The sequence below is a fragment of the Micromonospora sp. WMMA1923 genome (genome assembly GCF_049179195.1).
GTDB lineage: Bacteria > Actinomycetota > Actinomycetes > Mycobacteriales > Micromonosporaceae > Micromonospora > Micromonospora yangpuensis.
In genome coordinates, this window is record NZ_JBMHLZ010000001.1 from 5,673,840 (window position 1) to 5,695,854 (window position 22,015).

The window sequence follows — 22,015 nt, forward strand, 5'->3', positions numbered from 1 at the left end:
CCACAGATACGGAGAGTAGTCCTCCTGGTCAGCGCGTTTCCAGTGGTTATCCGGATCCGTTCCGACCGCGACCGGCCCCAAGCCGTCGGTGGCAGCGGCTACCTTGCGCTCATGGACCTGGCCTATCTGCGGGCGCATCCGACCCGCCTGCCGACGTTCCTGACCCACCAGCGGATCCGGGAGACCCCGGTCGCCGGCGGCTCGATCTGTGCCGCCTCCCGCCTCACCCTGGACGACGGGCAGTCGCTCTTCGCCAAGACCTGGCCGGAACGGGCGGGGCGGCCGGTGCCCGAGGACTTCTTCACCACCGAGGCGGCCGGGTTGCGGTGGCTGCGCGAGGCGGGCCAGGTCCCCGTACCCGAGGTGGTGGTGGCGCTGCCGGAGCTGTTGGCGCTCGACTGGGTGGCGTCCGGCGAGCCGACGCCGGAGGCGGCCGAACGGTTCGGCCGGGAGTTGGCCGGTCTGCACCGGGCCGGCGCGGCGTCGTTCGGCGCGGACCGACCCGGTTTCATCGGGGCGCTGCCGCAGGACAACACCCCCGATCCGGGCCCGTGGCCGCAGTGGTTCGCCCACCGCCGCCTCGTTCCGTACCTGCGCGCGTCGGTCGCCAACGGCGCGCTCACGCCGACCGAGACCGCTCTGGTCGATCGGGTGATCGACGGCATCGACTCGTTCGGTGGCGACGAGCCGCCCGCCCGCGTACACGGTGACCTGTGGCCGGGCAACCTGCTCTGGGGCGCCGACGGGCGGGTCTGGTTGGTGGACCCGGCGGCACACGGCGGTCACCGGGAGACCGACCTGGCACAGCTGGCCCTCTTCGGCGGGGCACCGCACGGCGACCGGATCATGGCCGCCTACCGCGAGGCGTGGCCGCTGGCCGACGGGTGGCGGGAACGGGTGCCGCTGCACCAACTGCACCTGCTGCTGGTGCACACCGCGCTCTTCGGTGCCGGGTACCGGTCGGCGGTCGCCGCGGCGGCCCGCGCCGCGTTGGGCGGCGTCGAGCGCGCTACCGTCGACCGATGAGCGCCCAGTCCACCGCCGGGCTCCTCGTCGACCGGTACGGCCGGGTCGCCCGGGACCTGCGAGTCTCGCTTACCGACAAGTGCAACCTGCGTTGTACGTACTGCATGCCGGCCGAGGGGCTGCCCTGGTTGGCCGGGCCGGAGCTGCTCACCGATGCCGAGGTGATCCGGCTGATCCGGGTCGCGGTGCAGCGGCTGGGCGTGACCGAGGTGCGGTTCACCGGCGGGGAGCCGCTGATCCGCCCCGGGCTGGCCGGCATCGTGGCCGCCACGGCGGAGCTGCGACCCCGCCCCCGGCTCTCGCTGACCACGAACGGCATCGGGCTGGACCGGTTGGCTCCCACCTTGCGAGCCGCCGGCCTGGACCGGGTGAACGTGTCGCTGGACACCCTGGACGCCGACCGGTTCCACCGGCTCACCCGGCGGCCGAGGCTCGACGCGGTGCTGGCCGGGCTGGCCGGTGCGGCGGCAGCCGGCCTGACCCCCGTGAAGATCAACTCGGTGCTGCTGCGGGGGGTCAACGACGACGAGGCACCCGCCCTGCTGCGGTACGCCCTGGCCCACGGCTACCAGTTGCGGTTCATCGAACAGATGCCGCTGGACGCCCAGCACGGCTGGGACCGGGCCACCATGGTGACCGCGGCGGAGATCCTCGCCGCGCTGCGGGCCGAGTTCGACCTGCGGCCCGATCCGACGGTACGCGGTGCGGCACCCGCCGAGACCTGGCTGGTCGACGCCGGGCCGGCCCGGGTGGGCGTGATCGGCAGCGTGACCCGTCCGTTCTGTGGTGACTGCGACCGGACCCGGCTCACCGCTGACGGTCAGGTGCGGGCCTGCCTCTTCGCCACCGAGGAGTCCGACCTGCGCGGCGCGTTGCGGGCCGGCGCGGACGACGACGAGGTGGCCCGCCGCTGGCGTACCGCGATGTGGGGCAAACGCGCCGGTCACGGGATCGACGATCCGAGCTTCCTGCAACCCGCCCGCCCGATGTCGGCGATCGGAGGCTGACGGTGCAGGTGACCGTGCGGTACTTCGCCGGCGCCCGCGCCGCCGCCGGCTGCCGTGAGGAGACCGCTCCGGCCGGCCGCTCGCTCGACGACATCACCGCCGAGTTGGCCGCCCGCCACGGCGACCGACTCGCCGCCGTACTGCGGGTGGCGAGTTTCCTGGTCGACGGAGTGACCTGTCATGATCGTCGGACACCACTGCCGGCCGGGTCGACGATCGACGTGCTGCCGCCCTTCGCCGGCGGCTGAGGGAGGCTTCCGTGTTAGCGGTCCTGGGGTTCGTGGGCACCCTTGCGCTGGTCACCGGCCTGATCCACTTCTATCTGTGGCGGCGCCTGGTGCGCGACACCACCCGGCCCGGCCGCGCCCGGCGGGTCGGTGGTGTGCTGTTCCTGGTACTGGCGCTGCTGGTGCCGGCGACCCTGATCGGCACCAACGCCGGCCTCTACTGGCTCGCCTGGCCCGGGTACCTCTGGCTCGCGGTGATGTTCTACCTGCTGGTCGTCCTGTTCCTACTGGAGCTGCCGATGCTGGTCGCCCGGCAGGTGCTGCGCCGCCGCCCGACCACCACCGGTCCGGCCCCGACCGGACCGAGCGATCCGGTGCCGGCCTCCGCCGAGCCGGCGAACCCGGTGCCGGCCTCCGCCGCGCCGACCGGCGTCGGAGCCGAGCCGTCGCAGGCCGGCACCGACCGGCCGACCGCCGCTGGTTCGCCCGGCAGCCGGGCCACCGCCGTCGCCGACCCGCCGGCCACCGGCGGCGCCGGCCTGCCGACCGCCGCCGATCCGGTGCCGCCGGCCGTCACCGCCACCGATCCGCCGCCGGCCGGCGGTACCGGGTCGGCCGATCCGCCCTCCGCCGACTCCGACGGCCGGCAGGTCGCCGACCACGACCCGCACCGGCGGCTGCTGCTGGCCCGGGGAGCGGCGATCTTCGCCGGGCTCACCGCCACCGGCCTGGTCGGATACGGCGTACGCACCGCGACCGGCCCACCGGAGCTGGACCGGGTCCAGATCCCGCTGGCCAAGCTGCCCCGGAGCATGGACGGCCTGCGGATCGCCACCGTCAGCGACATCCACCTCGGGCCACTGCGCGGGCGGGTGCACACCGAGCGGATGGTCGCGGCGATCAACCGGCTCGACGCCGACCTGGTCGCGGTCGTCGGTGACCTGGTCGACGGCACGGTCGCCGAGCTGGGTGAGGCGGCGGCACCACTGCGGGACATCCAGTCGCGGTACGGCAACTTCTTCGTCACCGGCAACCACGAGTACTACTCCGGCGTCGAGGAGTGGGTGACCGAGGTGGATCGGCTGGGTCTGCGCGTGCTGCAGAACCAGCGACAGGAGATCCAGGCCCGGGGTGGGGTCCTCGACCTGGCCGGGGTCAACGACGTCAGCGCCGACGGGGTCGGGGTGGCCGCCCCGCCGGACTACGCCGCCGCGCTCGGCGACCGGGACCCGAGCCGACCGGTGGTGCTGCTGGCCCACCAGCCGGTGGCGGCGTTCGAGGCCGCGAAGTTCGACGTCGACCTGCAGCTCTCCGGGCACACCCACGGTGGTCAGATCGTCCCGTTCAACCTGCTGGTCCGGCTGGAGCAGCCGGTGGTCTCGGGCCTGGGCGAGGTCGACGGCACCAAGGTCTACGTCACCAACGGGGCCGGATTCTGGGGCCCGCCGGTGCGGGTCGGCGCCAACCCTCAGATCACCCTGGTGGAGCTGCGCTCCGCCTGACCGGCGGGGTCGACGGGGATTGCGGAGGTCACGGGTGTGCGTGGCGACGGCTGGGTACTTGTGCCGGCGTGACAGGATGCGGCGTGCCTCCGTTCAGCTCCGTACCCCCCGGTGGCCTGCCGCCATTCGTCGCGGACCTGCACATCCACTCGAAGTACTCCCGCGCGTGCAGCCGCGACCTGACCCTGCCCAATCTCAGCTGGTGGGCCCGGCGCAAGGGCATCGGCGTGCTCGGCACCGGCGACTTCACCCACCCCGCCTGGTACGACCACCTGCGGGAGAACCTGACACCGGCCGAGCCCGGCCTGTACCGGCTCGGCCCGGAGGCGGAACGGGAGGTGGCCCGGCAACTGCCGCCCCGGCTGGCCGACGCGGCGGAGGCCGACCCGGTCCGGTTCATGCTCAGCGTGGAGATCTCCACCATCTACAAGCGGGACGACCGCACCCGTAAGGTGCACCACCTGGTCTACCTGCCCGACCTGGACGCGGTACAGCGGTTCAACGCCGCCCTGGCCCGGATCGGCAACATCGCCTCCGACGGCCGCCCGATCCTCGGGCTGGACTCCCGGGACCTGCTGGAGATCACCCTGGAGGCGAGTCCGGACGGGTACCTGGTGCCGGCGCACATCTGGACCCCGTGGTTCTCCGCGCTGGGCTCCAAGTCGGGCTTCGACGCGATCGCCGACTGCTACGCCGACCTGGCCGGGCACATCTTCGCGGTGGAGACCGGGCTCTCCTCCGACCCGGCGATGAACTGGCGGGTCGGCAGCCTCGACGGGTACCAACTGGTCTCCAACTCCGACGCCCACTCCCCGCCAGCGCTCGGCCGGGAGGCGACCGTACTGGCCTGCGGGCGGGACTACTTCGCGATCCGGGAGGCGCTGCGCACCGGCGCCGGGCTGGCCGGGACCATCGAGTTCTTCCCCGAGGAGGGCAAGTACCACGCCGACGGGCACCGGCTCTGCGGGGTCAACTGGTCCCCGGCGCAGACCCGCGCCGCCGGTGGAAGCTGCCCGGAGTGCGGCAAGCCGCTCACCGTCGGCGTGTTGAGCCGGGTCGAGGAGCTGGCCAACCGGCCCGACGGGTACCGCCCCGACCACGCCCGGGAGGTCACCCACCTGGTGCCGCTGGCCGAGATCCTCGGCGAACTCAACGGGGTGGGGCCGAAGTCCAAGAAGGTCGGTGGCAAGCTCAACGAGCTGGTCGCCGCGCTCGGCCCGGAGCTGTCCATCCTCACCACCGTCGAGCTGGACGAGATCGGCCGGGTCGGCGGTGAGCTGCTCGCCGAGGGCATCCGCCGGTTGCGGCGCGGCGAGGTCCGCCGGGTGCCGGGCTACGACGGCGAGTACGGCGTGATCACCCTCTTCGCCCCGGAGGAGCTGCGTTCGCCGACCGACACCCAGGCGGAGACGCTGTTCGACGTACCGGTGCCGGCGCAGCGGGTGCCGACGGAGCCGGCGCCGAGGCCGAAGCCCAAGCGCCCGACGGCGGCGAAGGCCGAGCCGAGGCGTCGGGCCGCGCCGCAGCCCCCGCCGCCCCCACCGATCCCCGCGCAGCCCTCGCCGCACGAGCCGTTCGAGCCGATGCTGGCCGGCATGGAGGAGGTCGGCACCGGGTTGCTGGACCGGTTGGACGCGATGCAGCGGGTGGCCGCCTCCGCGCCGGGTGGGCCGCTGCTGATCGTCGCCGGTCCGGGCACCGGCAAGACCCGGACGCTCACCCACCGGATCGCCTACCTCTGCGCCGAGCTGAACGTCTTCCCGGAACAGTGCCTGGCGATCACCTTCACCCGACGGGCCGCCGAGGAGCTGCGGCACCGCCTCGACGGCCTGCTCGGACCGGTCGCCGAGGACGTCACCGTGGGCACGTTCCACTCGCTGGGGCTGAGCATCCTGCGGGAGAACACCAAGGCGGCCGGCCTGCCGACCGGCTTCCGGATCGCCGACGACACCGAACGGACGGCGGCCCGGACCGAGGCCGGCGACGATCCGGTCCGCTACCGCGCACTGCTGCGCAAGCAGGACCTGGTCGACCTGGACGAGCTGCTCACGCTGCCGGTGGAGCTGCTGCGGGCGGACCGGAAGCTGGCGCAGCGGTACCGCAACCGCTGGCAGTGGATCTTCGTCGACGAGTACCAGGACGTCGACGCGGTCCAGTACGAGCTGCTGCGGCTGCTCAGCCCCGCCGACGGCAACCTCTGCGCGATCGGGGACCCGGACCAGGCGATCTACTCGTTCCGCGGGGCCGACGTCGGCTACTTCCTGCGGTTCTCGCAGGACTTCACGGACGCCCGGCTGGTCCGGCTGAACCGCAACTACCGGTCGTCGGCACCGATCCTGGCCGCCGCGGTGCAGGCCATCGCACCGTCCTCGCTGGTCCGGGGACGTCGCCTCGACCCGGCCCGGCTGGACCCGGAGGCCCCGCTGGTCGGGCGCTACTTCGCCAGCTCCGTCGCCGACGAGGCCGACTTCCTGGTCCGTACCATCGACGAGCTGGTCGGCGGGCTCTCCCACCGGTCGCTGGACTCGGGCCGCATCGACGGCCGCGCGACGACGCTCTCCTTCGCCGACATCGCCGTGCTGTACCGCACCGACGCCCAGGCCGCACCGATCATGGACGCGCTCGCCCGGGCGAACATCCCGGTGCAGAAGCGCTCACACGACCGGCTGCGGGACCGGCCGGGCGTGGCCGCGCTCGCCCGCGAGTTGCGGCACGCCGACGGGCTGGACGGCGCGTTGACCGCCCGGGTACGGCTGGCCGGGCAGGTGCTCGCGGACCGCTTCTCGGTGCCCACCCTGGACTCCCCCGGCGGCGTACGCCCGGAGGACGTGCGCTCGGCGGTGGACCTGCTCATGCCGCTGGCCAGACGCTGCGGCGACGACCTGCCGTTGTTCCTGTCCCAGCTGGCCACCGGTGCCGAGGTGGACGCGATGGATCCGCGTTCCCAGGCGGTCACCCTGCTCACCCTGCACGCCGCGAAGGGGCTGGAGTTCCCGGTGGTATTCCTGGTCGGCGCGGAGGACGGCCTGCTGCCGCTGCGCTGGCCCGGATCCGTCCCCGACGACGAGGCGGTCGCCGAGGAACGCCGACTCTTCTTCGTCGGACTGACCCGGGCCCAGGACCGGCTCTACGTGACCCATGCCACCCGGCGGGCCCGGCACGGCCCGGAACGGGACTGCGCCCCCTCGCCCTTCCTGGACGCCATCGACCCGGGCCTGTTCGAACGGTTCGGTGAGAGCGAACCCCGCCGCCCCCGCGACCGCCAACTCCGCCTCATCTGAGGTGTAAGGAAGGGCCCCCTGTTAACGCATCCGGTAGAGAAGGGTCCCCTTCTTACTCGCTGCGTCGGGAGGGGTTGCGCGCCGGCACGGGGTGCGCGCTTGACGCGCCGGGACGGGGGGTGGGTCGGGCGGTGGGTGGTCAGCTGGTCAGGAGGGCGAGCCAGGTGCCGGCGAGCAGGGCCGGGCCCACCGGCAGCGCGGTGTCCCGGCGGACCCGTCCGGTGGCCAGCAGACCGAGCACGGCGAGCCCGTTGAGCAGGTGCGGCAGGACCAGCCCGGTCAGCACCGTCGACCAGCCCAGCCAGCCGAGCGGCAGGCCGAGCACCGTACCGAGCTTGACGTCGCCGAAGCCGAGCCGGCTGCCAGGTGCCAGCGCGAGCAGCACCTGGACGAACCCGCAGACCGCGGCGGCGGCGACGGCGGTGAACAGCCGGCCGGGCGTACCGGCCAGCAGCGCGGCGGCGGTGAGACCGGCCGCGCCGAGCAGTCCGGCGGTGGCCACCAGCGGATCGGGCAGCCGGAGGCAGGTCAGGTCGACCACGGCGAGGATCAGACCGACGGCAGCCATGGCGAGAACCGCCGGCAGCCCCGGATCGCCGTCGAGCGCCGCCGCGAGGGTACCGAGGACGACCGCCCCGACGACGGCGCCGGTGGCCGCCGGTACCCAGGAGGGAACGCGGCGGACGCGTACCCGACCGGCGAGGAACGGTCGGTCGCCGGCCGACCGGGACGGTCCGGACGCGGGCGGTGCGGACGCGGGCGGGCCGGACGCGGGTGGGCCGGACGCGGGCGGGCCGGACGCGGGCGGTGCGGACGCGGGCGGGCCGGACGCGGGCGGTGCGGACGCGGGCGGTGCGGACGCGGGCGGTGCGGGGCGTCGCCCCGGCGGAGCTGCCGGGCTCGCCGAGGTGGGGGTGGCCAGCCGCCGACCGGCTCCCGGTAGGACGGCTCCGATCAGCGCACCGAGCAGCGCGGCGGTGACCGGTACGCCCAACGACATGGAGCGGATGGTATCGATGGTCGGAGTGTCGCACCTGGAGGGCGTGAGCTGACCCGAGGTCACGCTACGGTTACCTGGGCGTTGGCGGCACTGGGCAGAGGTCGCCCCGACTCACCGGGAGGACGCGCATGGCGAACGACGGGTCACCGGCCGGCGGTCCTCCCGACGCGTGGCAGTGGCGACGGCCGGAGGACACCTACGGCCCGCGGGACGAGCGCGACCGCCCCGACCCGGACGGCCAGCGCCGCGCACCCGAGCCCTACCGACCCCACACCGGCCCCGACCGGTACGGACCGCCGGCGAACCCGCCCGGACGCGATGGATGGGAGCAGTACGCGCCGTACCAGCGGCCACCGGACGGCCCCGGGTACCGGTCTGCCGGCGCGGACCCTGGTCCGCCCTGGCCACCGCAGGGGACATCGCCACCGCCGGGAACCCTTCCGTCCGGAGGCACCCTGCCGGCTGCGGTGGCGGCGATTCCGGCGTACCCGGTGATTCCCTATTCTTCCGGTCCCGCGGACGCCGGTGCTCTGGACGGCGAGCCGCCGCGACGCCGCCGGTGGCCGTTGATCGCGGTCTCGGCCACCCTCGTGACGCTGGTGGTCGTCGGGGTATCGGCGGTCCTGCTGCTGCGGGACCGGGCGGACCAGGTGCCGGTGGCCGACCCGTCGGAGCAGCCGGCGGTGGTCGAGCCCACCGCGTTGCCGACCGGAAGTCCGGCCACGGGGGGCGCGGCACCGGAGTCGTCGGCGGACCCCCGGTTCGTCAAGGTGGGGCAGTGCGTACGCAACGAGGGGCCCACCGGTGGTCGTCCCGAGTTGCTGATCACCGAGTGCGGGACGAGGACGTACGAGGTGTTGCGCCGGTTCGACGAGGCCACCAGTGGTGAGAGGGACGCCGAGGCCAAGTGCGCCAAGGTCGAGGGGTACACCAACTGGTACTTCTTCGACAGCGAGCTGGACACTCTCGACTTCGTGCTCTGCCTCAAGCTGCGCTGAGCCCCCTCGCAAGCTGGGCCGATCAGGTCCGGCCGGCGCCGGTAGGGGGATCTAGGGGTTTCTACCGTCCACGCTAGAGAGCCCTAGTCTTCGCTCGACCGGGTCGACACGCCGGTAGCGTCCTATAGGCGCATCTAGGTTCGCAGCTAGACGGGCCGATACTGTGCGATACGTGGATCCGGTCCGCAACCCGTACGCACCCGGTGCCGGCCAGCGCCCGCCCGAGCTGGCCGGGCGCGGGCGCGAGCTGGACGTGTTCGACATCGTGCTGGAACGCATCGCCCGGGGGCGGCCCGAGCGCAGCCTGATGCTGACCGGGCTGCGCGGGGTGGGCAAGACCGTACTGCTCAACACGCTGCGCTCGCAGGCCATCGGGAAGCTCTGGGGCAGCGGCAAGATCGAGGCCCGTCCGGACCAGTCGCTGCGTCGACCGGTGGCCGCCGCCCTGCACATGGCGGTGCGGGAACTCGCCCCGCGGCACCGGGCCCCGGACCGGATCGACGGCTTCCTCGGCGTGCTGAAGGCCTTCGCCCAGCGGGACGCGCCGGGCGGACGCGGTGGCAGCCCGCCCAAGCTGCGCGACCGCTGGCAACCCGGCATCGACGTACCGGCCAGCAGTGGCCGGGCCGACTCCGGTGACATCGAGATCGACCTGGTCGAGCTGCTCACCGACGCGGCGGCGGTGGCCAGCGACGTCGGCACCGGCATCGCGGTCTTCATCGACGAGATGCAGGACCTCGGCGCCGAGGACGTCTCGGCGCTCTGTGCCGCCTGCCACGAGTTGTCGCAGCTCGGCGCGCCACTGATCGTGGTCGGCGCCGGTCTACCGCACCTGCCGGCCGTGCTCAGCGCCGCCAAGTCGTACTCCGAGCGGCTCTTCCGGTACCAGCGCATCGACCGGCTCGACCGGATCGCCGCCGACCAGGCGCTCTGCGCGCCGGCCGAGCGGGAGCAGGTCGAGTACGAGCAGAAGGCGCTGGACCTGCTCTACGAGTCCTCCGGCGGGTACCCGTACTTCGTCCAGGCCTACGGGAAGGCGACCTGGGACCACGCCCCGCGGTCGCCGATCACCGCGGCCGACGTCCGGGTGGCCGCGCCGGAGGCCGAGGCCGAGTTGGCGGTGGGGTTCTTCGGGTCCCGCTACGAGCGGGCCACGCCGGCGGAACGGGAGTACATGCGGGCGATGGCCAGCCTCTCCGGTGCGGCCGGCGAGAGCGGCGCCGAGCCGCGGGACGACATGGACGCGGCGGTGCCGACCGCCGAGATCGCCCGCTCCCTGGACCGGAAACCGGCAAGCCTCTCCCCGGCCCGGGACGCCCTGATCAAGAAGGGGTTGATCTACTCGGGTGAACGGGGCACGGTCGCCTTCACCGTGCCGCACTTCGGCCGGTACCTCCGCACCCAGCCGGCCTGATCAGACCAGCCGCCGGCGCGGCTGCGCAGCCGCGCCGGCTCAGACCTTCGACCAGGGCGGCGGGAAGATCACCTCGCCGGCCGGCACCGGCTCCGGTTCGCTGGTGGCCGGCGGCAGCACCAACGCCTGCCACGGCTCACCCAGCCCGGACCACGGGCTGGTCAGCCCCATCCGGTCGGCCCGGGTGAAGCCGAACCGACGGTAGTAGGCCGGGTCACCGAGCACCACCACGAGCCGCTCGCCCAGCTCGGTGGCGGCGTCGAGGGCGGCCTGCACCACGGTCGTACCGTGTCCGGTGCGTTGCCGGTGCGGCGCCACCGCCACCGGCCCCAGGGCCAACGCCGGCGCGAAGCCGGTCCCGGTACGCACCCGGACCCGGGTCAGCAGGGCGTACCCGACGACCTCACCGCCGTACTCGGCGACCATTGCCAACTCCGGCAGCCAGGCCTCGCTGCCGCGTAGCTCGTCGACCAGGCGGACCTCGCCCGGGAAACCCACGTCGGGGCGGGCGAACGCGGCGGCGATCACCCGCCGGACCGGTCCGGCGTCGGCCGGGCCCTCGGGTCGGAGCCGCAGAGTGGTCACCCGGGTGACGTTACTCCCTGCTGCCGATCCATCCGCGACGGTGACCGGCTTTCGGCGTGGCGTCGGCGATCCGCTTCTCCGAAGTGCGGATCGGCGGTTGCCGGGGTAGCCGCCGCCGGGACGGGGTATGACTGAGCAATGAAACCCGTGCGTTCCCTCGCCCGTGTCATGTTGAGCGGCATCTTCGTGGTCAGCGGTGCCCGTAACCTGCAGAACCCCGGCCGGGTGGTACCGGCGGCCAAGCCGGTGACCGACCGGGTCGCCCCGCTGATCGAGCGGAACTGGCCGGGCGCGCCGACGGACACCGAAACGCTGGTCCGGGTGAACGCGGGAGTCCAGCTCACCGCCGGTCTGCTCTTGGCCAGCGGTCGGCTCACCCGCCCGGCGGCGCTGGTCCTCGCGGGCACGTTGGTGCCGACCACCGCCGCCGGTCATCCCTTCTGGAACACCGACGACCCGGCGGCGCGCGCCCAGAACCAGATCCACTTCCTGAAGAACCTCGGGCTCTTCGGCGGTCTGCTGCTCGCCGCGGCGGACACCGAGGGCCGGCCCGGGCTGCGCTGGCGGGCGGGGCACCGGATCGGCCACTCGCGCCGGTCGGTCGAGCGCGCCGTCCGCACCGCCCGGCGGGAAGCCAAGATCGCCGTACGCTCCGCCGCCACCGCCCGGCGACTGCCGGGGTAGCCGGCCCTGCCCGGCGCCTGCCGGGGTAGCCGACCCCGCCCGGCGACTGCCGGGGTAGCCACCCCCGCCCGGCGCGTACCGGACCGACCTGCACGAACAGCCACCCCTCCCGGGCCACCATCCCCCAAGGCCACGAATCACCTGAACCATTCCTTAGGCGTTAACGCGGCGGAAATGTCGCAAACAGGTGTGGGATCGGACACGGTCGGATAACGCGGGAGGCAAAGACGTGCGGCACCGCTCTAGGCTCCGTGCAGGACCTGGACGGACAAGACGACCTTGGTATGGGGGTGGCCACACCGTGCCGTCGACCGTCGGGAGACGGGCGGAGCGCCTCGCCCACGTCCAGCGCCTGGCCCGGCGCGTCGACCGCCGGACCCTCGCCCGGGTAGGCGTCGTCGCCGCCACCGCGTACGCCGCCTGGCTCGCCGTGGGGCTGTTCGGCCGGCCGTACAACTTCTTCGACATGAAGATCTACCACGGCGCGGTGGTGTGGTGGGCGAGCGGCCGTGAGCTGTACGACTTCATCTCCCCGGGCACCACCCTCGGCTTCACCTATCCCCCCTTCGCCGGCCTGCTCATGCTGCCGATGGCCCGGATCCCGGTCGACGTCGCCGGCCTGCTCAACGCGGTCGGCAGCATCGCCGCGTTGGCGGTCGTGCTGGCCGGGTTGCTGCGCCCGATCGTCGACCGGCTGGGCTGGCCGCTCTGGTTCACCGTGGGTGTCGCGGTGCCGCTGGCCCTGGCCATCGAGCCGGGCCGCGAGACGCTCGGCTACGGGCAGGTCAACCTGCTGCTCTTCGCGCTGATCATGGCCGACCTGATCGGGTTGCGCTGGCGGGCCCGCCGAGGCACCCGGTACGACCCGACGGCCGGGCCGCTGCACCGCTTCGTCTACAGCGGGGCCTGGGCCGGTGCCGGGATCGGCCTGGCCACCGCGATCAAGTTGACCCCCGCGCTCTTCATCGCCTACCTGATGATCACCCGGCAGTGGCGGGCGGCGCTGACCGCGATCGCCACCACGATCGGCGTGACCCTCGGCAGCTTCGCGGTGGTCGGTGACGAGGCACGGGCCTACTTCGGCGGTGTCCTCTGGCAGACCGAGCGGGTCGGTGCCGCCGACATGACCCCGAACCAGTCCCTGGCCGGCCTGCTGGCCCGACTGTACGACTCGATCGAGACCCCCGGGCTGCTCTGGTTGGCCTTCTCCGTGCTGATGCTGGCGCTCGGGCTGTCCCGGGCCGCCAACTCCCGCGCCGACGGTGACGAGTTGACCGCGTTCACGCTGGTCGGGCTGACCGCCAACGTGATCAGCCCGATCTCCTGGACGCACCACCTGGTCTGGGTCGTCCCGGCGGTGATCGTGCTGGCCGACGCCGCGGTACGCCGCCGGGAGGCCAGCCGTGGGCTGGCCCAGCGCCCCGTCCAGGCCTCGTCCTACGGCGGGCTGCCGGGGGTGAACGGGCTACGCCCGCCGATCTGGTACCCCACCCTCACCGGCCTACGCCACGGGGTCGCCGCCGTCGGGTTGTACCTGCTCTTCCTCATCTCGCCGATCTGGCCGTACGAGCACCAGCTTCCCGAGGTGTCGCACTACCAGGACGGCCTCTTCGGCGCGCTGATGGAGAACTCGCTGGCGCTGGCCCTGATCGTGCTGGTCGCCGCGTTGCCGTGGCGTCCGGGTGCCGAGCCCGCCTTCTACGCCGACCGGCTCAGCCGACCCGCCGCGCCGGGCCTGGCCCGCCGTTGACCGTTGGGCGGGCCGGGGCCGCCGTTGACCATGGGCGGGCCTGGCCCGCCGTTGACCGTGGGCGGGCCGGGCCGCCGTTGACCGACCACCGCAGCCCGGTCACGGGCAGTTGACCCATTCCTCGGTGCCGTCGGCGAACACCTGGTGCTTCCAGATCGGCAGTCGGGCCTTCACCTCGTCTACCAGTCGGGCGCAGGCGGCGAACGCGGCCGCCCGGTGGGCGGTGCTGACCGCCGCGACCAGCGCCACGTCACCGATGTCGAGCTGGCCGATCCGGTGCGACACGGCGACCGCGTACACGTCGGGTTCCGCGGCGATCTCGGCGGCGACCTCACGCAACACCCGGGCGGCACTGGGATGGCCCTCGTACTCCAGGCTGACCACCGCCCGACCGTGGTCGTGGTCGCGGACCACACCCTGGAAGGAGACCACCGCGCCGGCCCGCCGGTCCGCCACCGCGGCCTCGTGCGCGGCCAGGTCCAGCGGCTCGTCGGTCACGGCCGGATGGACGGCGGGCGACGCCGCAGCGGGTGACGACGGCCCCACGGCGGCGGGAGACGACGGCCCCACGGCGTCGTGAGACGCCGCGGCGTCGGGCCGGTTCACGAGGCCCGCTCGCCGGGAAAGAGCGGCAGCGGGACGAAGGGCACCCGGGCACCGGGTTCGCCCGAGTTGCCCGGCCGGATCACCGCGAACCCGTCGGCGCGGGCCAGGCCGCGCAGCATCGCGGAACCGACGTGGCGCACCGGGTACGCGGTGCCCGCCACCCGGTCCAGCCGAACCAGCGCCAGATGGGTGTAGTCCCCCCGACCGGGCACCGACTCGGCGAGCGTGACCTGCGGCAGCAGCGGCATCTGCCGCCCCTGCAGGCCGGCGAGCAGGGGTGCGACCAGGGAGACCAGGGCGACGATGGCGGACTGCGGATTGCCCGGCAGGCCGGCCACGAATCGCACCCGACCGTCGTCGGAGGTCACCCGGGCCAGCAGCATCGGGAAGCCGGGACGGACCGCGACGGTGTTGACCACGTAGTCGGCGCCGAGGGCTTCGAGGGCGGGGTGCAGGTGATCGACCGGGCCGTGCATCGTGCCCCCGGTCGTGCAGATCAGGTCGGCGCCGGCCAACGCCTGCCGCAGGGCCGCCACGTGGGCCGGCAGCGTGTCGGCGACCGGGCCCACCACGTCGGCCGGACGCACCTGGCAGCCGTACCGGCGCAGCCAGGAGGGCACGGCCGGGCCGAGCGCGTCCCGGACCCGACCGGCGGTGGGCGGCCCCGAGGTCAACAGCTCGTCGCCGAAGACCAGCAGCGCGGCGCGGGGCGGACGACGGACCCGCAGACTGTCGTGGCCGCAGGAGGCGGCCAGTCCGAGCAACGCCGGGTCGACCGGGGTGCCGGCCGGCAGGAGCTCCTCACCGGCGCGCGCCTCCTCGCCCGGCAGCCGCCACTCGGGGGCCGGGCGGGGGGTGCCGGTGATCCGACCGTCCGCGGTGCGTTCGGACTCCTCGATTCGCAGGATCGCGGTGGCTCCCGCCGGGACCATCGCCCCGGTGGCGATCTCCACCGTGCTGCCCTCCTCGGCCAGCGGGGGCGGGGCACCGCCGGCGAGCACCCGGCCCACGACCTGCCACGGCCCCGCGCCGCGTACCGCCCAGCCGTCCACGCTGGAGGTGGGGAAGGCCGGCAGGTCCGTCCGGGTGGTGAGCGGCTCGACGAGGGTGTGCCCGTCGGCCTCGGCGAGGGACCGGTTTGTCGCGGGAAGCGCGGCGGCCAGACCCACCGCGTACACCCGCGAGCGGGCCTCCTCCCAGCCGGCCGGCGGCGGCGCGACGACCGGCTCGGCGGCCGGTGCGGCTTCCGTACTCACGGGACCCACCCTTCCTTCGCGGCTGCCACCGAGCCTAGCCGCCGCACCGGCCGGGCCGCCGGGCTCAGGCGGCCGGCGGTGGGCTCAGGCGGCCGGCGGTTGGGTCGCGGACAGGTCAGTCGTCGCGGACAGGTCAGTGGTCGCCGCCGCCGAGCTGGTCGACGGTGTGCGCCAGGATCGGGCCGAGGACGGCCAGGCCGTCCCGGGCTCCGCCGGTCGAGCCGGGCAGGTTCACCACCAGCATCCGGCCGACCACCCCGGCCAGGCCCCGGGAGAGCGCCGCGGTGGGCACCTGCGCCCGGCTGTGCGCCCGGATCGCCTCGGCGATGCCGGGAATCTCGTAGTCGAGCAGAGCCCGGGTCACCTCGGGGGTCCGGTCGGTGGGGGTGACGCCGGTGCCACCGCTGGTCAGCACCACCTGCATCCCGTCGGCGTGGGCGGCCCGCAAGGCCGCACCCACCGGCTCACCGTCGGGCACCACGACCGGCTCGTCCACCACGCAGCCGAGGCCCCGCAGCCCGTTGACCAGCAACGGACCGCTGGTGTCCGGGTAGACCCCGGCAGCGGCCCGGTTGGAGGCGACCACCACCCGGGCCCGGATCACGGCCGGTCCGCCGGCCGCTGCCACTGCCCCGTCTTGCCGCCGGACTTGCTCAGCACCCGCACGGCGTCCACCGAGGCCGCCGGGTCGACCGCCTTGACCATGTCGACCAGGGCGAGCCCGGCCACCGCCACCGCGGTCAGCGCCTCCATCTCCACCCCGGTCCGGTCGGCCGTGCGGGCGGTGGCGGTGATCTCGACCGTGTCGGCGGTGACCGTCAGGTCGACGGTCACCCCGTGCAGGGCGATCGGATGGCAGAGCGGGATCAGGTCAGGGGTCCGCTTGGCGCCCATGATGCCGGCGAGCCGCCCGACGGCGAGCGCGTCACCCTTCGGCAACCCGTCCCGCCGCAGCAGGTCGATCACCTCGGGCGTGGTGCGGAGCAGACCGGCGGCCACGGCCACCCGGCCGGAGACCGGCTTGGCCGAGACGTCGACCATGCGGGCCGCACCGGCCGGGTCCACATGGGTGAGCTGCGCGGGATCGGTCACGTACCGGAGCATATCGTTCCGCTACGACGGCGGGATTCCGCCGCACCGCGCATTGCCGGATCATGGCCGTTTCCATCGAGGACCGTATTGTTGTGGCGCGCGTCCGGCAATGCCCGCCATTCGTTGCGGCAATCGCGACACGTCGGCAACGCTGCCGTCACCTGGGCGGCCGGTCCGGACCGGACACCGGGGCGGGGTACGCGGGCCCGGCACCGACCGGCGAGAATGGAACCGGCCACGAAGTGCCGGAACGTCCAGCTACCAGACGATTGCGGAGGGGCGCGTAGCACCGCGCTCCGTTCCGGATCAGTGGACGGAAAGTAACCAATTCCCGGCCTCTTTCCTAATCTTGCCCATAACGACATTTATGTCTTCTAAACGGGCCAATCTTCCCCTAGTCTTCAGGACATCGAAGCGGCGCCCGCTTTCTTGAAAAACGTCCTTGATGCGTACGGGAAACCGAAGGGAGCGACACCATGCGTGGCAGCGACTGGACCTGAATCACCAACCAGGTCAATCGGACAGCTAGACTTCGAGTCCCGACGAGGCGGTACCCACTGGGAGTGGCGTGACACTTTCCCAGCGACGAGGAAACGAGACCGATAAGCGGCTCCGGCTGCTCGTCGGTCTCGTCGTCGCTCTCGCCTGTCTGGTCCTCGCCGCCGCCCTCACCCTTGCCCTGACCTCACCGTTTCCGACGTCGGCCACCGACGGAGCGACGCTGGTGATGCTGGCGTTCCTCATCGCCGTCGGCACCCTGGTCACCATTCGGATCCGCATCAGGTCGACCAACCACTCGATCAGCTGGAACGAGACGGCCATCATCATCGGCGTGGCGATCGCCCCCGGACCGTGGGTGGTGCTCTGCACCGCGATCGGCATCGCCCTCGCCTTCCACCGGCTGGCCCGGGTCAAGCTGGCCTTCGGCATCGGCAAGAACGTCCTGGTGGCAGCCGGAGCGGCGGCCACCCTGTCCGCGCTGGACTGGCGCTGGCCACCGGAGCATCCCCTCGACATGGTGCTGCCCCTGTCGGTCGCGTACCTGGTCGCCGCCGTCCTGGACGACGTGTTGGCGATGCCGGTCATCGCCCTGGCCTCCGGCACCCGGGTGTCCCGGCAGTTCCGCACCAACCTCGACCTGCGACTCGCCGGCTTCGCCGCCCGCTTCGTGGTCGCCCTCTGCACCCTGCTGATCCTCCGTGAGGACCCCCGCCTGCTGCTCGCCATCCCGCCGCTGGTGCTCAGCCTGCACCTGGCCTGGTCCGCCCGGGTGCGCAGCCGCACCGAACAACAGACCTGGCAACGACTGGCCAGGGCCACCGACGCCCTCAACGTGGTCGACCTCGACCGGGTGCTGACCACCGCCGTCACCCAGGCCGCCGAGCTCTTCTCCGCCGACGAGGTCGAGATCCAACTCCGCCCCGACGGCCGCACGGTGGGCGGCACCGCCAACGGCATCACCCACGACGGCACACCCGCCACCGCCGACCCCCACACCGGCACCACCGTCCCGATCGCCCTGGAAGGACACGGGGAGACCGACGACGTGGGCGTCCTACGGCTGCGCTTCCACGGCCCGGTACGCCTCTCCGAACGCGAGCAGTACACCCTGCGTACCTTCGCCTCCGCCCTCTGCACGGCGGTCCGTAACGCCCAGGCGTACGCCGAACTGGCCCGGGTCTCCGCCGAACACGCCCACGCCGCCAGCCACGACGCGTTGACCGGACTGGCCAACCGCCGGCACCTGCTGGACCAGGGCACCGAACAGCTCAGCAACCGACACGCCGACGGGGTGACCGCCCTGGTCCTGATCGACCTCAACCACTTCAAGGAGGTGAACGACACCCTCGGCCACGCCGCCGGCGACCAGGTCCTGATCGAGGTCGGCAACCGGCTCCAGGCCGCGGCCCGCCCCGACGACCTGGTGTCCCGCCTCGGCGGCGACGAGTTCGCCGTGCTCCTGCGCGGCCTGCCCGCCCCCGCGGTCGCCGCCCACCGGGCCGAGGGCCTGCTGAGCGCGCTGAACGAACCCTTCGACCTGGACGGCATGCGGATCAGCGTCGAGGCCAGCGGCGGCATCGCCGTACCCGGCGCGGCCGGCGGCATGCCGGAGCTGCTGCGTCGCGCCGACGTCGCCATGTACCAGGCCAAACGCACCGGCCAACGACTCTGGACATACGCCGCCACCAGCGACACCGCCGACCTCGGCCGGCTCACCCTCGGTGGCGAACTCTCCCGCGCCGTCGCCGACCACGAGTTCACCGTCAGCTTCCAACCGATCGTCGACCTCGGCACCGGTGAGGCGATCGGCGCCGAGGCCCTGGCCCGCTGGCACCACCCCACCCACGGGCTGATCGATCCACTGCGGTTCCTGGAGGCGGTGGAACGCTCCGGCCTGCTACCCGCCTTCGCCGAGGCGATCCTCGACCAGGCGCTGGTCGCCGCGAAGAGCTGGCGCGCCGCCGGTTTCGACCTGCCGGTCGCGGTGAACGTCTCCCCCCGCAGCCTGCTCGACCCCCGCTTCCCCAACTCGGTCCTGGCCCGGTTACGCCGCCACGACCTGCCACCGGACCGGCTGATCCTGGAGCTGACCGAGACGCTGACCCTCAGCCAGCTCGACGTGGTCGACCAGGTCCTCAACCGGCTGCGCGACGCCGGGGTCCAGCTCGCCCTGGACGACTTCGGCACCGGCTACTCCTCGCTGTCGCTGCTGTCCCGGATCCCGGTGCACGAACTGAAGATCGACCGCAGCTTCGTGACCGCGATGGAGACCTCGGCCGAGGCCGCCGCCGTCATCCGCTCCACCCTCGACCTCGGCCGCAACCTCGACCTCGTGGTGGTCGCCGAGGGGGTGGAGAGCGAGCCGCAACGCCGCGCCCTCTGGCAGCTGGGCTGCACCGCCGGCCAGGGCCACCTCTTCGCCCGCCCGATGCCGGCCGGGGCGCTGCTGGCCGCCTTCCGACGCGGCTCCGGCGGACAGCCCGGATCCCTGGCACCACCGCTGCACGACGCCGGCGCGGTGATCCGCCTCGCCCCCGGCCGACGCCAGCCAGGTCGGGGCCGGCCCACCCGCCAGCCCCAGCTCCCGACCTGACCCACCCCCGCCTGCGGCACCATCGGGCCCGTCACCCGTCGCGGCGGCGTTCTGCCAGACTGGCCCGCGTGACCGTCGCCGCCACCCCGGACTCCCGCAACCGCTGGCAGCGACTGGACCGCGCCGGCGGCGGCCTCGGCCCCGACCTCGTCCTCTACGCCGGATCGGCCGCCTTCGCGGCGGTCACCGCAGCCGTCTCCACCCTGCCGCCGCACCGGGCCTGGGGGGCGGTCGCCGCCGTCGGCTACCTCGTCGCCACCCTCGTCGCCGCCACCCAACTCCTCGTCCGCCGTCGCCGCGCCGACGCCCGGCTGGTCGGTACCCCGGCGCGCTGGGCCGTCACCCTGCTCACCTGGGCCGGCACCGCGCTGCTGCCCCTGCTGCTGCAGAGCGCCCAACGGGCCGCCGGGCACGCCCACCGGGCACAGGAGGAGGTACTGGTCGTCGAGGACTCCGGCATCCGCCTGGCCGACCACGGCACGCCGTACCTCACCCGGGACGCCATCGCCGCCCTCCCCGCCGACGAGCGGCTGCTCGGGTACACCCCGTACCAGCCGGGAATGGCCCTGTTCGGGCTGCCCCGCGCGGTCGTCGACACCTGGTGGACCGACGCGCGGGTCTGGTTCGCCGTGGCCACCGCGATCGTGCTCGCGCTGGCCGTGCGGACCCTGTGGCCGGGCCCGGCCACCTCGTGGACCCTGTGGCCGGGCCCGGCCACCTCGACCGACCGGCACCAGGACAGCAGTCTGCTGCTGCGCGGCGTACAGGCGGCCACCGTACTGCCGATCTGTGCGCTGACCCTGGCCACCGGCGGCGACGATCTGCCCGTACTCGCGCTCTGTCTGTTGGCGTTGGCCCTGGCCGCCACCGGCCGGGCCGGACTCGCCGGCGTGGCGGTGGGGCTGGCCGGGGCGTTGAAGCTGCTCGCCTGGCCGATCGCCGTCGTGCTGATCTTCTGGGGGCTGACCCGCCGGGCCGGCGGCCGGGTCGCCGCCGGCGCGCTCGGCCTACCGGCGCTGGCCCTGCTCCCCGCCCTGCTGGTCGACCGGGACGCGCTGGTGGAGAACGTGCTGCGCTTCCCGCTCGGCCAGGGCCTGGTGACCAGTCCCGCGCAGTCGCCGTTCCCCGGCCACCTGATCGCCACCACCCTGCCCGCCGGGCGCGCGGTGGCCGCCGCGCTGCTGGTGGCCGCCGGAGTGGCGATCGCCGTCCGGCTCGTCCGCCGTCCGCCCCGCACCGCCGCCGCGACCGCCCTGATCTGCGGGTACGGCCTGCTGGCCGCCATCGTGCTGATGCCCTCGACCCGCTTCGGCTACCTGCTGTACCCGCTCGCCCTGGCCGCCTGGGCACCCGCGCTGGCGGCCACCTCTTCCGCCAAGGAGCCGACGCCGGCCGAGGTCAGGGCGTAAACCTAGAGAAGTGACTACCTTCCGCAACCGGGCCGATGCGGGTACGGCACTCGCCGAGCGGCTGTCCGGCCTGGCCGGCCGACCCGACGTCACCGTCCTCGGGCTGGTCCGCGGTGGCGTGCCGGTGGCCCGGGTGATCGCCGACCGGCTCGGTGTCCCGCTGGACGTCCTGGTGATCCGCAAACTGGGCCTGCCCTGGGCCCCCGAGGTGGCCTTCGGTGCGCTCGGTCCCGGCCGGGTACAGGTCCGCAACGACGAGGTGGCCGACCAGCTCGGTCCGGCCGAGATCGCCGAGGTCGACCGGCGTGAGCAGGCCGAGTTGGACCGCCGCGAGCAGCTCTACCGGGCCGGCCGGCCACCGGTGGACCTGGCCGGACGCACGGCCGTCCTGGTCGACGACGGCCTGGCCACCGGGGCCACCGCCCGCGCCGCCGTCGAGGTGACCCGGCAACTCGGCGCGCGGGCCGTGCTGCTCGCCGTACCGGTCGGCTCACCGCAGGCCTACCGACTGCTCGCCGGTACGGCCGACGAGGTGTTCTGTGTCGAGCTGCCGGCGGACTTCGTCTCGGTCGGCAGCTACTACGACGACTTCCACGAGGTGTCCGACGACGAGGTCGTCGACGCGCTGTCGGCCGACCGGTGACCGCAACAGGTACCTTCGAGTGATGCAGCTCATCTGTCCCAAGTGCCGCGGAGAAATGCGTCAGTACGAACGCAGCGGCGTCGTCATCGACCAGTGTGGAGAGTGTCGGGGGATCTTCCTCGACCGCGGTGAACTCGAGAAGCTGTTCGAGGCGGAGGCGAACTGGAACCGCCAGCAGGGCGGCGCACCACCCCCGCCCCGGCCCGCCCAGCAGCCGGGTTACGGCCAGCCCGGCTACCCGCCGCCCGCACCGCCAGCCCCGCACCAGCCCGGCTACGGCGCGGTCCCGCCGCCCCCGCCGGCGCACGGCTACCCGCCGGCCCCCGCCTACGGGCACGGCCAGCAGCACTACGGCTACCACGGCCACCACAAGCGCAAGAAGCACAAGGGCTTCCTCGACGAGATGTTCGGCTGATCCCGCATCCGGTCCCGGCGGCAACC

At 73.6% G+C, this 22,015-nt stretch carries 18 protein-coding genes and 1 pseudogene; 13 read left to right on the forward strand and 6 right to left on the reverse strand.

Annotated features, from left to right (window positions below):
• Positions 1-111 precede the first annotated feature (111 nt).
• The 5 genes and pseudogenes from ACN28G_RS25835 (at position 112) to ACN28G_RS25855 (ending at position 7,043) form a co-directional block, all read left to right on the forward strand.
• A complete protein-coding gene (locus ACN28G_RS25835) occupies positions 112-1,026 on the forward strand; it encodes a fructosamine kinase family protein (protein ID WP_421480529.1) in 915 nt (304 codons plus the stop codon).
• Positions 1,023-2,033 (forward strand): GTP 3',8-cyclase MoaA, encoded by a 1,011-nt coding sequence (gene moaA, locus ACN28G_RS25840; RefSeq protein WP_091432348.1) that lies wholly within the window; start codon positions 1,023-1,025, stop codon positions 2,031-2,033. The genes ACN28G_RS25835 and moaA overlap by 4 nt, the downstream gene beginning before the upstream one ends.
• Before the next feature lie 2 nt (positions 2,034-2,035).
• A complete protein-coding gene (locus ACN28G_RS25845; protein ID WP_421480530.1) occupies positions 2,036-2,281 on the forward strand; it encodes a MoaD/ThiS family protein in 246 nt (81 codons plus the stop codon).
• A gap of 164 nt (positions 2,282-2,445) precedes the next feature.
• A pseudogene (locus ACN28G_RS25850) lies at positions 2,446-3,762 on the forward strand (metallophosphoesterase); the annotation flags it as partial.
• Positions 3,763-3,845: 83 nt separating this feature from the next.
• Positions 3,846-7,043, forward strand: coding sequence for a UvrD-helicase domain-containing protein (locus ACN28G_RS25855; RefSeq protein WP_421480531.1), 3,198 nt, complete (start codon positions 3,846-3,848; stop codon positions 7,041-7,043).
• A gap of 139 nt (positions 7,044-7,182) precedes the next feature.
• Here ACN28G_RS25855 and ACN28G_RS25860 read toward each other — a convergent pair whose 3' ends face one another.
• Entirely contained in the window at positions 7,183-8,043 is an 861-nt protein-coding gene (locus ACN28G_RS25860; protein WP_421480532.1) for a prepilin peptidase, read from the reverse strand.
• Positions 8,044-8,537: 494 nt separating this feature from the next.
• Here ACN28G_RS25860 and ACN28G_RS25865 point away from each other — a divergent pair, with 494 nt between their 5' ends.
• Positions 8,538-9,041, forward strand: a complete 504-nt coding sequence (locus tag ACN28G_RS25865) for an LppU/SCO3897 family protein (protein WP_421480977.1) — start codon at positions 8,538-8,540, stop codon at positions 9,039-9,041.
• Between the two features lie 172 nt (positions 9,042-9,213).
• Positions 9,214-10,455: an ATP-binding protein gene (locus ACN28G_RS25870; protein ID WP_091432358.1), complete on the forward strand. Its 1,242-nt coding sequence runs from the start codon at positions 9,214-9,216 to the stop codon at positions 10,453-10,455.
• Between the two features lie 39 nt (positions 10,456-10,494).
• Here the strand turns inward: ACN28G_RS25870 and ACN28G_RS25875 are convergent, their stop codons facing one another.
• Positions 10,495-11,040: a GNAT family N-acetyltransferase gene (locus ACN28G_RS25875; RefSeq protein WP_421480533.1), complete on the reverse strand. Its 546-nt coding sequence runs from the start codon at positions 11,038-11,040 to the stop codon at positions 10,495-10,497.
• 138 nt (positions 11,041-11,178) lie between these two features.
• Between ACN28G_RS25875 and ACN28G_RS25880 the strand changes: the two genes are divergently transcribed.
• Together ACN28G_RS25880 and ACN28G_RS25885 are read left to right on the forward strand one after the other, a co-directional pair.
• Complete coding sequence (locus ACN28G_RS25880; protein ID WP_091432364.1) at positions 11,179-11,724, forward strand: DoxX family protein; 546 nt, start codon at positions 11,179-11,181, stop codon at positions 11,722-11,724.
• Positions 11,725-12,025: 301 nt separating this feature from the next.
• Positions 12,026-13,474, forward strand: a complete 1,449-nt coding sequence (locus ACN28G_RS25885) for a glycosyltransferase 87 family protein (protein WP_091432367.1) — start codon at positions 12,026-12,028, stop codon at positions 13,472-13,474.
• 99 nt (positions 13,475-13,573) lie between these two features.
• On the opposite strand, the gene ACN28G_RS25890 is transcribed toward ACN28G_RS25885, so the two are convergent.
• The 4 genes from ACN28G_RS25890 to moaC form a co-directional block, all read right to left on the reverse strand.
• On the reverse strand, positions 13,574-13,972 hold the full coding sequence (locus ACN28G_RS25890) for a molybdenum cofactor biosynthesis protein MoaE (RefSeq protein WP_091432369.1): 399 nt from the start codon (positions 13,970-13,972) through the stop codon (positions 13,574-13,576).
• A 104-nt stretch (positions 13,973-14,076) separates the two neighbouring features.
• Positions 14,077-15,336 carry a molybdopterin molybdotransferase MoeA gene (locus ACN28G_RS25895; RefSeq protein ID WP_421480534.1) on the reverse strand — a complete coding sequence of 420 codons (1,260 nt, stop codon included), beginning with the start codon at positions 15,334-15,336 and terminating at the stop codon, positions 14,077-14,079.
• A 133-nt stretch (positions 15,337-15,469) separates the two neighbouring features.
• Positions 15,470-15,940 carry a MogA/MoaB family molybdenum cofactor biosynthesis protein gene (locus ACN28G_RS25900; RefSeq protein WP_421480535.1) on the reverse strand — a complete coding sequence of 157 codons (471 nt, stop codon included), beginning with the start codon at positions 15,938-15,940 and terminating at the stop codon, positions 15,470-15,472.
• Positions 15,937-16,428 (reverse strand): cyclic pyranopterin monophosphate synthase MoaC, encoded by a 492-nt coding sequence (moaC, locus tag ACN28G_RS25905; RefSeq protein WP_091445673.1) that lies wholly within the window; start codon positions 16,426-16,428, stop codon positions 15,937-15,939. Before moaC ends, ACN28G_RS25900 begins: the two co-directional genes overlap by 4 nt.
• A gap of 568 nt (positions 16,429-16,996) precedes the next feature.
• On the opposite strand from moaC, the gene ACN28G_RS25910 reads away from it, so the two are divergent.
• The 4 genes from ACN28G_RS25910 (at position 16,997) to ACN28G_RS25925 (ending at position 21,989) form a co-directional block, all read left to right on the forward strand.
• Positions 16,997-19,522, forward strand: a complete 2,526-nt coding sequence (locus ACN28G_RS25910) for a putative bifunctional diguanylate cyclase/phosphodiesterase (protein WP_175440390.1) — start codon at positions 16,997-16,999, stop codon at positions 19,520-19,522.
• Positions 19,523-19,590: 68 nt separating this feature from the next.
• Positions 19,591-20,931: a glycosyltransferase 87 family protein gene (locus tag ACN28G_RS25915; RefSeq protein WP_421480536.1), complete on the forward strand. Its 1,341-nt coding sequence runs from the start codon at positions 19,591-19,593 to the stop codon at positions 20,929-20,931.
• Between the two features lie 10 nt (positions 20,932-20,941).
• A complete protein-coding gene (locus ACN28G_RS25920; RefSeq protein ID WP_421480537.1) occupies positions 20,942-21,574 on the forward strand; it encodes a phosphoribosyltransferase in 633 nt (210 codons plus the stop codon).
• A 19-nt stretch (positions 21,575-21,593) separates the two neighbouring features.
• Positions 21,594-21,989, forward strand: a complete 396-nt coding sequence (locus tag ACN28G_RS25925) for a zf-TFIIB domain-containing protein (RefSeq protein ID WP_175440391.1) — start codon at positions 21,594-21,596, stop codon at positions 21,987-21,989.
• Positions 21,990-22,015 lie beyond the last annotated feature (26 nt).